Source organism: Aristaeella hokkaidonensis (assembly GCF_018128945.1).
Classification (GTDB): domain Bacteria; phylum Bacillota; class Clostridia; order Christensenellales; family Aristaeellaceae; genus Aristaeella; species Aristaeella hokkaidonensis.
Genome location: NZ_CP068393.1, coordinates 2,761,260 through 2,778,421 on the forward strand (window position 1 = coordinate 2,761,260; position 17,162 = coordinate 2,778,421).

Below are 17,162 nucleotides of genomic sequence, written 5' to 3' on the forward strand. Positions count from 1 at the left end.
CACCTCACTTAACAATACCAGCATTATATCACAAAAGGACAGGCCATATAAGGCCTGTCCTTTTGTATAAAGCTAACCATTAATTCTGAATTCTGAATTCATAATTCTGAATTAATTACTTGTGTCCGTTCGGAGCATGCTCCCAGGCGTACTGGATGGCATCCTCGTGACCGCTGTCTACCTTTTTACTGCTGTGGGTCTTACTGTTGGTAAAATGGATACACAGCTGGCCCTTGAAATCGTTGTCGCTGATAGTATCGCCTTCCGGATAGTTATGCGGTACACCGTACAGCGAGCAGGCGAAGGTTCTGGAACCGATGGTGACCAGCAGCGGACGGCGCTGATACAGGTTCTTGTCTGCAATCTGCTGGCTGTTGGATACGCCGTAACACCTGCACAGCCGTGCGGTATCAGCGGCGGTCAGCGGTTCCGCGTCAACATGGGATCCGCCGGACCAGCGGTGTGCCCACCAGACGATACCGGTCTTTACGTCATAAACCTTATAGTTGCTGCCCGTGGCCCACAGCTCATTGATACCGCCGGTGTACCAGTCGATCTTTTCAGCCGGGTACAGGGTCATGGTCAGGTTTTCGAGGTTCGCGTAGCCCACCGGCACGGTGTTGAACAGCTTGTGCTGGGTGGCTGCGCCGGCAATACCATCCACGGTCAGGCCGTTGGCTTTCTGGAATGCCTTGACAGCATCCGCGACCGAGGTGGTGTACTTGCTGGTGACGGAGCCCTTGTAATAACCCTGATTCTTCAGTTCTGTCACCAGGTTCTTCACGGCGTCGCCGGTGGAACCGGTCTTCAGGGTGTTGTAGCTGGCTTCAGTCTGGCTGGTATTGGCGGGTACGGTGGTTGTACCGGGCGCCGGGGTGTTGGTGGGTGCGGGAGTCGGTGTCGCGAGAGCGGAACCGTCCGCGTTGCACAGGTTGATATAGGTTCCGTGCAGGTATCCGTAACCCAGGGTTGGGTGCTTGACGTAATACCAGTTGACACCCTTCACCCTGGTCGGTTCTCCGTAGTAAGGCAGGACGACATTTTTGTCCACCCGGCCGATTGTATCGGTATAACCGGCTTTCTTCCGCAGGTTCACGCCGGAAGCATTGGTCTTCAGGTAGCCGGTGGCAGGCGTTTCAGTCGGCGTGATGGCTGTGGGAGCAGGGGTTGAACCGTCCGCGGCGGGAGTCGGCGTAGGCGTGGTTGCAGGAGCATTGACAACGGTGACAACGTCGCTGCGGAGATAGCCCCGGTTATTGCCGTCCTGGACGAAGTACCAGGTGTAGCCATTTTTCTGGACCGGCTCCAGCAGGTAAGGCAGGGTAACTCCTTTCTTCAGCTGCTTGATGGTGGTGCCGCCGATGGTGGCCCGGAGGTTAACGCCGCCCTTTGTGGTTTTTACCCAGCCTATCCCGTTGGGATTGATGGTGGCGGTGGGTTCCGGAACCGCGGTGGGCGTGCCGGCATTGCCGTCAATATAAGGCTGTACGCAGTCCTCACGGACGTAGTACTTCTTTCCGTTTTTGGTGACCGGGTACCAGTTATAACCGCCCTGTTTTACGGCGCTTCCGGCCAGGGGCAGGGTGCTGCCCAGGCCGACCCAGTCATTATCTGAATCATAGGATCCATCCGGAGCGTTTCGCAGGTGGGCGCTGGTCAGTACCAGCCGGACGTGGGTATAGGTTGCATTGGCGGGGACTGGTGTGGCAGTCGCGGCATCCGGTGCGGGAGTGGCAGTCACGGCCGCGGGCACAGGTGTTGCGGTGATGCTGGCAAGGGGCTGGACGCAGTCATTCCGGACATAATAGACTTTTCCATCCTTGCGAACCGGATACCAGCTGTATTTTCCTTTTGTTACGGGATCACCGGTCAGCATCAGTACGCTTCCCCGGCCTTCCCAGTCATTGTTCGGATCATAGGAACCGTCCGGGCTGGTACGCAGGTGGCAGCTGGTCAGAATCAGCTGCACCATACCGTATTGGGTGTCATTGGGGATGGGAGTCGCGGTGACGTCTGCAGGAGCTAGTGTGGCGGTAGCAGGCGCGGGAGTGGGCGTCACTGCGGTACCGTCTTTGTCGGTATAGGGCTGGACGCAGTCATTCCGGACGTAGTAGATTTTACCGTCCTTGGAGACCGGATACCAGGTGTAGCTTCCTTTTTTAACGGGATTGCCGGCCAGCAGCAGGACGGTTCCCTTACCTGTCCAGTCATTATTCGGATCATAGTCACCGTCCGGACCGACACGCAGATGGCAGCTGGACAGGGTGAGTTTCACGTGGGTATAGGCGGTGGTGTTGGGGGCCGGTGTCGCGGCGGAAACGGCGGAAGCCGGAACCGGTGTGACCACAACAGAAGTCCCGTTCTGCGGGCCGCCGCTGAGAATGGAAATGAAGTCGCTCATGATATAGCCGACATCATTGCCGTATTTGACTTTAAAGAACGTATTGGCACCGCCTCCGCGGATGGAGGGGATGGTGAGCAGTTCCACCTGGGTATTGCGATCCAGGCGGGTGATGCTGTGATAGCCGGTGCCGGGGCCTTCGCGCAGGTTGGTGCCGCCTGCGGTAACGGAACCGATGGATCCGGCGATGGCAGGCAGGTCAACGTTTCCGGCGGCGGGAACGGGCGTCGGCGTAGGGGTGGGAGTATCTCCGTTGGCAACGGGGACAGGCGTGGGAGTGGCAGAATTGCCGGTGGTATTGTACTGCGTAATTTCTTCGGCAGTCAGCTCACGGAAAAAGTCCCCGTGGATATAGCCCGTGTATTTATTGCTGTTCTTCCGGGCAGGATCGATGGTTTCCACCTTGTACCAAAGTACATTCTGGACCGTTTTTGTATCCAGAATGGTACAGACATGATTGGCCGGCAGAGTAAAGGCAATCTTCTGGTCGGAACCTGCGCCATAGCGCATGTTGACCTTATCCAGCGTGATTCCCTTGCGATCCGCTTCCGCATAGGCAGAGTTCCGGCTTCCTGTAGCGGCAGGGATCAGTGTGAGCAGCATACTCAGCACCAGCGCAAGGCACAGGAGACGGCGGCGATACACGGTCATGAATGGTTCACCTCAACGTTCTTCATCATTGGTCTGAAACAGACACAGAGGTATCTAATGATACAGAATCATTCTATTACGAATATGTTACGATGTCAATACAAATTAATTCAGAATTCAGAATTCAGAATTCAGAGTTTATTAACAGATCGAAACATAAAATCTCTGCGTTTTTGCAGGCACAGTCTGGTAATATAGCATAATACAATATGATCAAAGCCTTATAATATCAGGCGAGAGACTATTAATTCATAATTCTGAATTCTTAATTCTGAATTGTGAAATGGAAAAGGGAGCGCATTCGCGCTCCCTTTTGTCATTTCACTACGATGTTGACGATTCTGCCCTTCACGTAGATTTCCTTGACGATGGTCTTGCCTTCGATGAAGGACTGGACGTTCTTCATGGCGTGTGCTTTCTCCAGTACGCTGTCCTGTCCCTCATCCACGCCGATTTCCACGGTGGCCCGGACTTTGCCGTTGACCTGGACGGGGATCTGGATCGTGTCTTCCTTGATCTTCTCCTCATCCCAGACGGGCCAGGGTTCATAGGCGATGGTGTCTTCGTGGCCCAGCAGGCTCCACATTTCCTCGCCGATGTGGGGGCAGATGCAGCTGATCATCTTCACAAAGGCTTCTGCGTAGGCTTTCGGACAGGTGCCGTTCTTGTAGCACGCATTCACGAAGATCATCATCTGGCTGATTGCGGTGTTGAAGCCCAGGGATTCAAAGTCTCCGCTGACCTTTTTCACGGTCTGGTGGAAGACCCGGTCCAGGGCGCCATCGTTTTCCGCGGTGATGTTTTCTTCGTTCATGAAGAAGGTCCAGACCCGGTTGAGGAACTTCCGGGCGCCTTCCACACCCTGGGGACTCCAGGGCTTGGAAACTTCCAGCGGTCCCATGAACATTTCGTACAGCCTCAGGGTGTCCGCGCCGTACTTTTCCACGATGTCGCTGGGGTTGACCACGTACTTGGGGAAGCGCTTGCCCATCTTGATGCCGTTCTCACCGAGGATCATGCCCTGGTGAACCAGCTTTTTGAAGGGTTCCTTCACGGGGCTCAGGCCCTTGTCGTACAGGTAGCGGTTCCAGATCCGGCTGTACATCAGGTGGCCGACCGCGTGTTCCGGTCCGCCGATGTACAGGTCAACCGGCAGCCAGTGTTCCAGCAATTTGTAATCCGCGAACTCCTTGTCGTTGTGCGGATCGATATAGCGCATGTAGTACCAGCTGCTGCCGGCGGAACCCGGCATGGTGCTGGTTTCCCGGAGGCCTTTTACGCCGTTTTTATCATAGTGTTTCCACTCTTCGGCGTTTTCAAGCGGGGCCTTGCCATTCTTGCCCTTATAGTCTTCCAGTTCCGGCAGGATGAGCGGGAGCTCATCATCTGGCAGGGGGTAAATCTTTCCGTCTTCGGTATGTACCACCGGCACGGGTTCACCCCAGTAACGCTGGCGGGCGAAGATCCACTCACGGAAGTGATAGTTGACTGTGCGCTTGGCCACGCCCATCTTTTCCAGCTTGGCGGTGATGGCTTCCTTAGCTTCCTCTACGGTCAGGCCGGTGAACTCCTCACTGTTGATCAGCTTGCAGCCCTTGCCGAGGTAATCCTGCTTTTCAAAGGCATGCTCGCTGACGTCTGCACCGTCGATGACCTGGATCATGGGGATGTTGTGGGCCACGGCGTACTCAAAGTCGCGCTGGTCGTGGCTGGGAACAGCCATGACTGCGCCGGTGCCGTAGCTGGCCAGCACAAAGTCGCCGATGAACAGCTCAGCTTCCTTACCGTTGGCAGGGTTGATGCACTTGACGCCTTCGAGACGGCAGCCGGTCTTGCCCTTGTTGAGCTCGGTCCGGTCCATGTCGTTCTTCTTGCGGGTTTCTTCAATATAGGCTTTGACTTCTTCCTGGTTCTTGATCCGGGGCATCAGATCCTGTACCAGCTGGCCGTCGGGAGCAAGCACCATGAAGGTGATGCCGTAGATGGTCTCAATACAGGTGGTGAAGATGCTGAATTCGCCGCCGCCGACGATCTGGAACTTCACCTCAACGCCGGTGCTCTTTCCGATCCAGTGACGCTGCATATCCTTGGTGCTTTCCGGCCAGTCGATTTCTTCCAGGCCTTCCAGCAGTTTTTCAGCGAAGGCAGGCTGGTCGATGACCCACTGCTTCATGTTCTTGCGGACCACGGGATAACCGCCGCGCTCGCTCTTGCCGTCGATGACTTCGTCATTGGACAGCACGGTGCCCAGCTCTTCGCACCAGTTCACAGGCATGTCGATGTACTGGGCGTAGCCGTCCAGGTACAGCTGTTTGAAGATCCACTGGGTCCACTTGTAGAAATCCGGATCGCTGGTGGCGATCATCTTGTCCCAGTCGTAGTCAAAACCAAGCTCTTTCAGCTGATGGCTGAAGGTCTTGATGTTTTCTTTGGTAAAGCCTTCCGGATGATGTCCGGTGGTAACGGCATACTGTTCCGCCGGCAGTCCGAAACTGTCGTATCCCATGGGATGGAGGACGTTATAACCCTGCATCCGTTTCATGCGGCTGACGATATCCGTGGCGGTATAGCCTTCCGGATGACCGGCATGCAGGCCGACACCGCTGGGATAAGGGAACATATCCAGCGCGTAAAACTTGGGTTTGGAAAAGTCCCACACGTCCGTACGGAAGGTCTGGTGATCCTCCCAGAACTTCTGCCATTTGGGTTCAATGACTTTCGGGTCATAAATGCGGTCCATGATCTTTCACCTGATCCTGTAAAATAATGAAAGAAGTATAGCACAAACAATGCCCCGGGGCAAGCAAAATAAGGAATGAACCGCATTCAGACAATTGCTGGACGCGGTTCATCATCATTCATTATGGATTATGCATTATTCATTGTTTTGCAGCATCTGCTGGAACGGCGTCTGCACGGTGGGCCAGATGAGGATTCCGGCGGCCTTGGCCCGGATATTCTTTTGCGGCGTCATTTTGACCTTCCGGTAAGGATACTGTTTGGAGAAAGGCTTATCCATCTTTTTGCCGTGGCTGCGCCTGGTCTGCTGTCCGCCGGGTGAAACGGTGACGGCGGGTTCTGCAGCATCGTTCTCGCCCGGCACAGGCGGCGGTGTAGCGATTATATCTGCCGGAATCTCTGTATTTTCAGGAATGTCCTTTTGCTGCAGAACGATGGGCTGCTCTGATGTGGCGGGATCGGCAGACATATCCGGTTGAGCGGAATCAGTGAACTGGACAGGCAGTTCTGGCTGGATTGGTTCGTTTTTCCAGTTTTGCTGCTCTTGCTGGACAGAATCAGCGAATTGGATGGGTGTTTCCGATTGAGCTGATTCATTTTTCTGCTCCTGTTGTTCCTGCTGGGCAGAAACTGCAGACTGGACAGACACTTCCGACTGAATTGGTTCGTTTTCTTGCTCCTGCTGTTCGGGCTGGGAAAGATCGACAGGCTGCACCGGTTTTTCCGGTACGGTCTGCTGCTCGTTCGTTTCCTGCTGCGCAGGAATGACCGGCTGCTCCGGTGTTTCAGGGTTGGATTGCTGCTTCTCAGGGTTGGTCTGTTCCGGAGTGGTCTGTTTCTCCGCGGTCTTTGGATTGTCCTGCTTGGCTGGCGGATCCGTCTGCACAGGAGTTTCCGAATCTGCAGGATTATCGGGATTCTCCGGGTTGCCGGGATTTTCCGGATTCTCCGGATTAGCGGGTGTGTCCGCATTTGTCGGGGGATCCTGCGGGTTGTTCTGCCCGGGGGTTACAGGATCGGACGGGGTGTCCGGGTTGTTCGGGTTCGCAGGGTTGTCCGGATTGTCCGGTTTATCGGGATTGTCCGGATTATTCGGATCATCGGCATTGTTATCCGGATCGGTATCAGGCGGATTGTTATCTCCGTATTGCGCCGGCGGGTTGCTGATCCGTGGATCCGGCTTATCTGTGGGCGGATCCATGCAGTCATAAAACTCCTCGACGTAGATGGCGCCGCCCGATTCGACGATGCCATTGCAGTGGGAGCAGCGAAAATCACCGGAGTATCCGGGTTTGTCTGGCTGCGGCTCCACATAACCATCCAGGTAAACAGGGTAAGGATCACCGGTATCCGGATCCAAATGATCACAGGAGGATGAGGGGGAAGCGACAGACGGAAGCACCAGCAAAAGGGCTGCCAGGAGACAGAAAATACGCTTATTCATTTTGATATTCTCCAGAGGAAGGTCGGTCAGTTTTGCAACGTTGTATGAGCACATTGTAACAGTGAAAACCTTGATCTGGCAATGCCCCAACATCTTGTGGCGATGGGGATTGAGTTGTCATGATGATGGGGCTGTGTTATAATCTTCAGTGTATACGCATTTTTGAGCGGAAAGAAAAAGACCCTTCAGGGAGGAGTGAACCCATCATGATGAAAAGGATCCTGTGTCTTCTTACTGCGGTGATGCTGTGCCTAATCCTGCCGGCCGCGGCGGAGGAGAACACGAAGGTGGTCACAGCGGCGGAGCTGGATGAGCTGCTTGAACGTGTCAGGGCGCAGGCGCTTACCGAGGAGCTGCTGAATGATCCGACCGGAGAGGATGCCGAAAGTGAGGATGGAACTTTCTTCCTGTATGAAGCTGCCGGATTCTATGCGGAAGGCACGGAAATGACAGCAGACAATCCGGTCAACACGCTGGTTTTTGACTGCGATGAGGAGAATGTGCTCCGTGGTACCGGCATGAACAGCCGGGTGGAAGATGTTCTTGCCGCGTTTCCGCTGGATAACGCGGACCTGGCCGGCACCCGGGAAGACGCGATTCTTTATCTCCGGGAGACAGAAGCCGGCTTTGCCTACGGCCGGATCCTGCGAGACGGACAGTGGATCAATACGGTGGAATACGGTGAGGTGGTATCCGACGGGGAAATGTCCTGCCGTACGGCAGTTACCTATTCTCTTGAAAATGGTACGGTTAACGCAATCCGGGTCAGCGGTCTGAATCCTGCGGGCGGAGAGCTGATGGATGCGTCTCAGGCGGAGGAGTTCTATAACGAACTGATTCAGCTGGCGGGCTGCGAGGATTACGAGGCGGTAAAAACCAGCAGAAACGGACTGGAACTGACAGTCCTGGACGCGGAGGAACTGATTGTGGGCGGCTTGCCCTATGTGACCATGAAGCCCGGAGATCTGCCCGGTACACCGGAAACAGAAATTATTGACAACGAGGACGGTACCTGGCTGCTGCGCTGCGACGGAGATGGATATGAGGCGGTTTTCCGCTGCGGTGAGCACGGAGAAGACGCTGAAATTCTGAGCTTTACGATCCTGGATGACGGTATTGAAGGACCGAGGAGCGTCCGGATCGGCGACATATTCAGTGATGACTTCAACCGTTTCCGCAACGGCGAAAACGAAATGGGCGAAGACATGACGGAGCTGCTGTACGGAACGGAAGGAACGGCCCCATATGGCGTTGCCTTCTATGATTTCTCCGCAATGACCCTGCGTTATGTGACGGATACCCCCGAAGGCCTGCAGGTCGAACTGCTGCTTAAGTATGATAATTATTTCCTGACGGAAATCATATTACACACAGTGTAATAAATTCAGAATTATGAATTCAGAATTCAGAATTTATGGTTAACCGAACTGCAACAATATGATGGAAAATCCGTATCGAAGCTTAAATGATGATCATAAAGGAATTGGCGGAAAAGTAATAATTCTGAATTCTTAATTCTGAATTCTGAATTAAACGAATACCAACGCGAAAGACATTTAAGAGAATTATGAATTACATCGATTTAAGTTGTCCTGCTGAGCTTTTCCGGACGGCAATGCCGACGGAAGAGATCCCCGCGGCCACCCTGACCCTGTTCAACCTCAGTGACCGGGTAATTGCCTCGGTCGAGGTTTTGCTGCGCCTGCTGGATGAGGACGGTGGGGAAACGGAACGCCTTGCCTATCGCGGGCGGGCGCTCAATGGGCGGCCCCATTCAACCTTCCTGCTGACAGCCCCGTGCGCGCCGTCGGAGGAACTGCATTCCATCGACGTTGTTATCGAAAAGGTCTGGTTTGCGGATAACGAGGTGTGGCGGCGGGAGCCCGGCAAGTCGATTGCGTACATATCGAATGCCCTGCCGGTCAGCCCGGCGCTGACGAAGCTGAAGTATGCCGCGGGCGAAACCGCCGTTGGCTATCCGGTGGAACAGGAAGGGCTATGGCTCTGCGTGTGCGGCCGACCGAATCCGGAAGACGCGGAATTCTGTGCCCGTTGCGGCCGCCAGAAGGAAATGATCTTCTCACGCTTCAGTCCGGAAGCGGTGGAAGCACAGGTCAATATGAGGGAACGGCAGCTGGACCTGAACAGTCGGAGCATGCGGGAAGATACGATCCGCCTGCAGCGGATCCGCGAGGAAGAGTACCAGCAGAAGAAATCCCGCCAGGGAACCCGGATCCGGATCCTGATCGCAATGGCCGCATCGGTAGCATTGTGCGCGGGCACGTTCTTCGGCCTTTCCCCGTGGCTGAGGCTGTTGTCCGGACGGGAAGCGCTGGCGACGGGCAACCCGGCCGGTGCAAAAGAAACATTCCTGCTGCTGGGTGATTACGGAAATGCGAAGGAAATGATCACCGAGTGCGACTGGCAGATTGCCCTGGAGACCGCGGACAGCGGCAATGACGCGGAAACGATGGCAAAGGCGTCCGCACTCCTGCGGGCGATTCCGGGAAAGCCGGAAGCCATTGATAAAGCAAACGAAACCGACCTGCTTCGGGCAAGGATGCTGCTGGAGCAGGGGGACTGGCAGGGAGCACAGGAAGCACTGCTGCTTCTCCCGGAGGACTACGAAGGCAAAGGTGAACTGGAGCAGAAGGCCGGCATGGCCCAGGCTGCTGCGCTGAAGGATGAGGAAAAGTATGAGGAAGCCCGGACGATCTTCCTGTCTCTGGGAGAATATCCCGGAGCCCGGGAACAGGCTTCCGACTGTCTGTACAAACCGGCGCAGAAAAAGATGGAACAGGGCGACTGGGACGGTGTGATTGAAATACTCAGCGGTATCCCGGACTATCTCAACAGCCGGGAGATAACCCTCGAATGCCATTATCACAAGGCGGAAGGGCTGCTGGAAGCCGGGGACAGGGATGGCGCAAGCCGGGAGTTCCTGCTGGCCGGAGATTGGTCTGACGCCAAGGAACGGTGCAAAGCCCTGACTTATGAGCAGGCAGATGAATACTATGCCGCCGGGGATATCAAAACGGCACAGAGCCTGTTTGCTTCCATTCCCGATTACATGGACAGCAACGACAGGGACCGGGAATGCCGGTACGCCCTGGCTTCGGCGGCAGCGGAGAGCCGGGAGTTTACCCTGGCTCTGGAACTGCTTCAGAACATTCCGGATGATTACAAAAAGACCGGATCCATCCGGGCTCAGGCGACCTATGAAAAGGCCAAGGTCGCCACGCGCCGCGAGGAGTGGACGGAAGCCGCGGAGTTGCTGGGCAGCCTTGACCGGCAGTCACTGAGACGGCAGTACCGGGATATTGAAAACCTGTATCTGCAGGCCTGTGAAAAGGCCGGGATCAATCCCTATCCCGAAACGCCGGCACCGCCGGAGGCGGACGGCGCGGCAGAAACTCCTGAAACCGCCCCTGAAACCACTCCCGCTCCTGCCGAACCTGAGCAGCCGGCGGCAGAACCGATGGATACCCCTGCTCCTGACCCCTTCCTTGTGACTGAGGATGAGCAGCAATGAGTGAAAGAAGACAGCGGATTCCTGAACTGGACGGACTGCGGGTACTGATGATTTTCATTGTCAGCTGGTACCATATCTGGCAGCAGAGCTGGCTTTCGCCGGCGATTGGCTCCTGGAGCCTGGATTACCTGGTGCGTTCCGGTTATATCTGGGTGGACGGCACAGTCCTGCTCAGTTCTTTTCTGCTGTTTCTGCCCTATGCGAAAGCAATGCGCGTGAAGGGTCCCGCTCCGGATACACGGGATTTTTATTACCGCCGGGTAAGACGGATCCTGCCGGGGTACTATTTCATCATTCTCGCGGTGCTGTTCGGAATCGCGATTCCCTGGAAGCTGTATACTACTCCCCAGTTCCTGGTGAAGGACGTGGCGACCCACCTGACGTTCACGTTCACCTTCTTCTGGGACACCTATATTGCGACGCCGCTTGGTGCGGCCAGCTGGACGCTGGCCATTGAAACGCAGGCTTACCTCCTGTTCCCGCTGATTGCCCGCGGCGTGATGAAAAAACCGGTGGTAACCCTTTGCATCCTGTGCGCGGTATGCTTCGGTTTCCGGGCCTGGTGCCTGTGGGCGCTGGTGGATTACAGCATGGTGGTAAACCAGCTGATCAACTTTCTGGACGTGTACGTGATCGGTATCCTGGCGGCCATGGTGTATGTAAGGCTGAATGAGAAACGGACTGCACTGGCTGTCGTGGAGAAAACGGATGAATCCCGGACGGAAGAGGTTAAACAGCAGGCGGCTGCAACCGGAAAGACGCCCTTTGCCTGGCAGATTCCGGCCACCCTCATTTTTGCTGCGGCATTTTTCGGACTGCTGCAGATGCTGCGCTTCCAGGCCCGTTCCGGAAATACTCCGACGATTCAGATGAATCAGATGATTTACCGGCCGGTCTATGCGATCCTCTTTACGCTGCTGATCCTTTCCGCCCCGTTTGCGCTCTTCCCCCTGAGAAAGCTCCTGGGCAACCGGGTGACCCGGTTCCTGGGCGGGATCAGCATGAATTATTACCTGATCCACCAGACCGTGATCGTCCACCTGAAACGCCTTCGGTTCCCGCCTTCGGTCAGCGATACTCCGAACATGGCCGCGGAACAGCCCTGGCAGAACCAGTACACGCTGGTCTCCTTCGTGCTTTCCCTGCTGCTGGCGGTGCTTGTGACCTACGCCATAGAAAAACCCGCAGCTCGTCTGATCGACAAACTGCGGGCTAAACGAAATCATGCAAAATGAGGTGAAATCAGGAAACCGGAATTGTTCAGAATCAGTCAGATAATCTGAATTCTGAATTCTTAATTCTGAATTTGCCGGAACGGCACTACTTCTTCTTCACCTTCGGCGTGACGCCGCGGATGGTGGCGCTGGGCACAGAGGCCTGTTTCATGAAGGCGCTGGGGCTGATGCCCACAATGTGCTTGAACTGCTTGGAGAAGTGGTAGGGATCCTGCATGCCGACTTCCACACCGGCCTGGCGGACGGAGCAGTTCTGGTCCCGCAGGAGTTCCTTGGCACGCTCCATCTTACAGTGGAGCACATAGCTGAGCGGCGGCATACCGACTTCCGCCACGAAGCGTTTGCGGAAGGTCTCCATGGGCATACGGGAGATGGCGGCCATATCAGCCAGGGAGAAGTTGTCCTTGTACTGGTTGGCGCGGAGCATGTCCACCACCTTGGCGATTTCGTGTGAGAGCATGGCGTCCATGGCCACGGGCTGTCCCCAGTGGGACGCGATCATACCGTAGAGCAGGTGCTGCAGCTGGTAAGTTGCATCGGCTGTACCGCTGTGGCGGACAATCACCTGTACGATCTGCTCCGCCAGATAAATCTGGCTGGGCAGGGCACCCTGACGAAGCGGCATGTGGAGCAGAGCTCCCATCTTGCGGACGACCATGGGACTCAGCGGCCCCTCCAGTGCGATCCACAGGCAGCGGGTATCCTCCTCCGTGGTGATTTCACAGCGCTTGTCGCCGCCGGGCAGGAAACAGGTGGAACCGGCGGACAGAGCCAGCTCATGGTTATCCCAGAAGAGGACGATATTTCCTTTTTCAACTGCCAGCCAGACCCACTGGTCATGGGCATTGAGCGGCCAGGTCCCCTTTTCCAGCACGAAAGATCCGGCAGAGTGGATCCACGCACCGCTGGCCTGGGTAAGGCTTCCGGGCTTGTGATAGCCTTCCACCGCAAGGGCGGCAAGGTGATCCGGGATCTCCTTCAGTAGATAGGAACGCATGGCATTTCCTCCTGAGAACTTTACCAAATATGACAAATTACGGAACAAGTATACAGCCGGCCAGAAGGTTTGTCAATGCGCAGGAGTTTGAATTTCAAGACAATTTTGGCATATATTGCAGAAAACTGAGGAATGAGCATGAACGGGATTGAGAGAATTCGAAAATACCAGCAGAGCCATGGTACCGTTTATACACTGAAACGCCTGGGTCAGAAAGCAGCACAGCAGCTGCTGGGCAGTTATGACCGACGGTGGATGCGGGAACGCGTATCGGCAGAAGAACTGAAGAAGCAGCGGGACAATCAGCCTTCTGCAGGGCTGATCAGCGTGGTGATTCCGGTTTACAATACAGATCCGGAAATGCTCAGTGATTTGCTTGAAAGCCTGGAAAGCCAGAGCTACCTGAACTTTGAGGTTGTGCTTTATAACGGGGCGAGTACAAGGGAGGAAACGCTGGCTGTACTGAAGGAAAAAAGTGAAAATGAACCCCGTTTCCGGGTAATTCATGGGAAAACTAATCGGGGAATCAGCGGAAACACGAATGAGGCTGTGACATATGCGCGTGGAGAATATATTGCCCTGTGTGACCATGATGATCTGCTGACTCCGGACGCCCTGTGGAGGATGGCAGAATGCATTGTGGAGAAGTATCCGGATGTGATCTATTCCGATGAGAACCGGATTACCCAAAATGGCAGAAGGCATATGGATCCACATTATAAACCGGACTATTGTCCGGATACCCTGATCAGCGACAATTATATGTGTCACCTGACTGTAATCCGCAAATTACTTCTGGAGGCAGTTGGTGGAATGCGGGCAGGTTTTGACGGGAGCCAGGATCATGATCTTTTCCTACGGCTGACGGAAAAAACGGATAAAATCGAGCACCTTCCCTATATCCTGTACAGCTGGCGGGAAGTATTCAGCAGCAAGAGCCATACGGATCTGTATACCTGCCTTGAAAACGGATGCAGGGCAGCTGTGGAACATGAGGCAGTCCTTGGCCGGAAAGCAGACGCTATACCGGTAAACAAGGAAATCCGCCTGTGGTATGAGATTCCGGAAGATGTTTCTGTTGAAGCGATCGTGCACGGGGACAGCGAAGAAGAATGCCAGGAATGCCTCGGGGAGCTGCAGTTCCGGACTGACTGGCCGAATCTGACCGGCAGCATTGTTGTTGCAGGAGAAACGGAACGGATTGCGCTCATCAACGAGGCAGCGCGGACCAGCAGTGCGGATTACCTGCTGATCCTGGATGCGGGCGTTACAGAAATGAATCGATACTTCATCCGGGAGATGCTGATGTATGCCCAGCGGGATGATGTAGCCGGTGTGACAGGGGTACTGACGGACCGGAAAAAGCACATTACCCACGGCGGGTTTGCCCTGGGCATGGAGCATACGGTGCAGTGCATTAACGAAGGTATGTTTGTGACAGCCGGCGGCTGGCATGACATGATGAACAAGGTGCATAACGTCAGCGCAGTGAGCCTCTGCTGCCTGATGGTGAAGCGGGAAAACTGGCTGGACCTGGATGAGGGATACCGGGGCGGTCTGGCGGCGGCGGATCTGGGACTGCGGCAGAAACAAGGCGGGAAATGGTTTGTCTTTACGCCCCACGCGCAGGCGGTGAAGGAACCCTGTTCATTGCTTTTGTCCGGTGATGAACGTGATCCGGAAGACATTGCCCGGTATGAGGAACGGTGGGGTAAAGACGTGTATGATCCCTGTTACAGCCGGCGGTTCGGCAGGAAAAAAGCAAACTATCAATTCTAATTCAGAATTATGAATTCAGAATTCAGAATTATTACTTAACGGAGTGTGCGATCACCACACACTCCGTTTTCTATTAAATAAAAAAGCGTTATCATCTTTACGCTGGAATTTCTCCACTCCCTTCGGTCGGTCGAAATGACATAACAGGCAATCGGGTTTACTCAATACGCCTGGGATAGGTGAGGAGTATAATCATTATGAATTATGAATTGTGAATTATGAATTCAAAAAACCCCGTAAGAGCGAGGCTCTTACGGGGTTTTTTGTTTGTAATCTTACTTCGCGAATTCGGTGCTTCTGGTTTCGCGGATGACATTGACCCGGATCTGTCCCGGATATTCCATCTGTTCTTCAATGCGCTTGGCGATTTCCTTGGCCAGCACCTTGATGCCGTCGTCATTCACGTCTTCCGGCTTCACCATGATACGGACTTCACGGCCGCTCTGGATGGCGTAGCATTTATCCACACCGCTGAAGCTGTTGGCGATCTCCTCCAGCTTCTCCAGACGCTTGATATAGTTCTCCAGACTCTCGCGGCGGGCACCGGGACGGGCAGCGGAAATAGCGTCCGCAGCCTGCACCAGTACGGCTTCCACGGTCTGAGGTTCCACATCGTTGTGGTGGGCCATGATGCAGTGCACCACGTCCGCGTTCTCGTGATACTTCCGGGCGAGTTCGGCGCCCAGGGTGACGTGGGTACCTTCGCTCTCATGGTCGACAGCCTTACCGATGTCATGCAGCAGACCTGCACGCTTGGCAAGCTGGACGTCCGCGCCGAGTTCGGCGGCCATCAGGCCGGCCAGATGGCTGACCTCGATGGAGTGCTTCAGGACGTTCTGGCCATAACTGGTGCGGTACCGCAAACGGCCCAGCAGCTTGACCAGTTCATGATGGATACCATGCTGGTTGGTCTCGAATACGGCGTTTTCGCCGGCTTCCCGGATCTGGTTGTCCACTTCCTTCCGGGCTTTCTCGACCATTTCCTCGATACGCGCCGGATGGATCCGGCCGTCCATGATCAGCTTTTCCACCGCGATACGTGCCACTTCCCGGCGTACCGGGTCGAAAGCGGAAACAATCACGGCTTCGGGAGTATCGTCAATGATCAGATCCACACCCGTCGCGGTTTCCAGCGCGCGGATGTTGCGGCCTTCGCGGCCGATGATCCGGCCCTTCATATCATCATTGGGCAGGTTGATGACGCTGACAGTGGTTTCAGCCACGTGATCGGCGGCACACTTCTGGATGGCCATGGCGATGATGTTGCGGGCTTTCTTTTCGCCCTCTTCCTTCGCCTGGGTTTCAATTTCACGTACCTGGGCGGCGGCGTCATGGAAGGCTTCCTTCTGGACCCGGTCGATCACCAGCTGTTTGGCCGCTTCACGGTCCAGGCCGGCAATACGTTCCAGCTCGGTCAGCTGCTTGGCTTTCAGCTCTTCCAGTTCGGTTTCTTTCTTTGTCAGGTCAGCCAGTTTGTTGTTCAGGGTTTCTTCACGGGTTTCCAGGTTGCTGGCCTTCTTGTCCAGGGTTTCCTCACGCTGGATCAGGCGGCGTTCATTCTTCTGGATTTCGTTGCGGCGTTCCCGGATTTCCCGTTCATTTTCCGCACGTTCCCGGTCATTTTCTGCCTTTGCCTTCAGGATTTCTTCCTTGGCTTCCAGCACTTTTTCCTTCTTGTAGTCTTCTGCCTTGCGGACGGCGTCATCATACAGACGCTTCGCGTAGTCTTCCGTCCGTTCAATTTTCTTTTCGGTGAAGTTCTTCCGGTAGGTATATCCGAGCAGACCGCAGATCACGCCCACAACCACGGCGATGACCGCGGCAATTACAGGACTCATAAATTCCCTCCCCTTCTTTCAGAATCTTATTATCATATTCAGATGCGCCGGAAAGCCCTTTCCATGCGCGTTTCGGCAAACAAAAAACCGTACGAAAACAAACGCTTCGCACGGCTGTATACTGCCTCGACCGAGGGATTTCCCGGTTCGTAACATATCTGTTCCGTAAATAGCGGCACAGGCTATAAAGCCTGCCGCGGTACGGAAGACTATGGGCGGATGCAACCGTAAAGGTCATGGCAATCCAGGGGAAGGCCCAAACCTTTCCGATTGGCATGGCCTCTGACAGACACCGTCACTGACGGAATGAAGGCCCGCCCGAAAGAAAACAGATCGTGAGGACTACTCACGGTGATACATTTGGGGGATGCTCTATCGATAACAGCAGCGGATCAAAAATCCGCACAGCCGAACATAATAATATTACAGGCTGTTCTGACAATTGTCAAGATTTTGAAAAATATGTGAAGGATCAGTGAAGCACTGCGGTTTCAACTTATAGAAAACGGAGTGTGCTGTGACCGCACACTCCGTCAGGTTTTCATA

General features: G+C 54.9%; 9 protein-coding genes. 4 read left to right on the plus strand and 5 right to left on the minus strand.

Annotated features, from left to right (window positions below):
• Positions 1-115: 115 nt before the first annotated feature.
• The 3 genes from JYE49_RS12505 to JYE49_RS12515 all read right to left on the minus strand — a co-directional run bounded on the left by JYE49_RS12505 (position 116) and on the right by JYE49_RS12515 (position 7,235).
• The gene (locus tag JYE49_RS12505; protein WP_093957849.1) at positions 116-3,052 is read right to left on the minus strand and encodes an SH3 domain-containing protein; all 2,937 of its coding nucleotides are present in this window, start codon (positions 3,050-3,052) and stop codon (positions 116-118) included.
• Between the two features lie 316 nt (positions 3,053-3,368).
• The gene (gene leuS / locus JYE49_RS12510) at positions 3,369-5,792 is read right to left on the minus strand and encodes a leucine--tRNA ligase (protein WP_093957850.1); all 2,424 of its coding nucleotides are present in this window, start codon (positions 5,790-5,792) and stop codon (positions 3,369-3,371) included.
• Between the two features lie 135 nt (positions 5,793-5,927).
• Positions 5,928-7,235 carry a hypothetical protein gene (locus JYE49_RS12515; protein ID WP_143754519.1) on the minus strand — a complete coding sequence of 436 codons (1,308 nt, stop codon included), beginning with the start codon at positions 7,233-7,235 and terminating at the stop codon, positions 5,928-5,930.
• Positions 7,236-7,441: 206 nt separating this feature from the next.
• Between JYE49_RS12515 and JYE49_RS12520 the strand changes: the two genes are divergently transcribed.
• The 3 genes from JYE49_RS12520 (at position 7,442) to JYE49_RS12530 (ending at position 12,002) form a co-directional block, all read left to right on the plus strand.
• Complete coding sequence (locus JYE49_RS12520; RefSeq protein WP_093957852.1) at positions 7,442-8,614, plus strand: hypothetical protein; 1,173 nt, start codon at positions 7,442-7,444, stop codon at positions 8,612-8,614.
• Between the two features lie 188 nt (positions 8,615-8,802).
• Positions 8,803-10,767 carry a hypothetical protein gene (locus JYE49_RS12525; protein WP_093957853.1) on the plus strand — a complete coding sequence of 655 codons (1,965 nt, stop codon included), beginning with the start codon at positions 8,803-8,805 and terminating at the stop codon, positions 10,765-10,767.
• Entirely contained in the window at positions 10,764-12,002 is a 1,239-nt protein-coding gene (locus JYE49_RS12530) for an acyltransferase family protein (protein WP_093957854.1), read from the plus strand. Before JYE49_RS12525 ends, JYE49_RS12530 begins: the two co-directional genes overlap by 4 nt.
• Before the next feature lie 85 nt (positions 12,003-12,087).
• On the opposite strand, the gene JYE49_RS12535 is transcribed toward JYE49_RS12530, so the two are convergent.
• Positions 12,088-12,999, minus strand: a complete 912-nt coding sequence (locus JYE49_RS12535; RefSeq protein ID WP_093957855.1) for a helix-turn-helix domain-containing protein — start codon at positions 12,997-12,999, stop codon at positions 12,088-12,090.
• Between the two features lie 132 nt (positions 13,000-13,131).
• On the opposite strand from JYE49_RS12535, the gene JYE49_RS12540 reads away from it, so the two are divergent.
• Complete coding sequence (locus JYE49_RS12540) at positions 13,132-14,778, plus strand: glycosyltransferase family 2 protein (protein ID WP_093957856.1); 1,647 nt, start codon at positions 13,132-13,134, stop codon at positions 14,776-14,778.
• 275 nt (positions 14,779-15,053) lie between these two features.
• Here the strand turns inward: JYE49_RS12540 and rny are convergent, their stop codons facing one another.
• Positions 15,054-16,616 (minus strand): ribonuclease Y, encoded by a 1,563-nt coding sequence (gene rny / locus JYE49_RS12545; RefSeq protein ID WP_093957857.1) that lies wholly within the window; start codon positions 16,614-16,616, stop codon positions 15,054-15,056.
• Positions 16,617-17,162 lie beyond the last annotated feature (546 nt).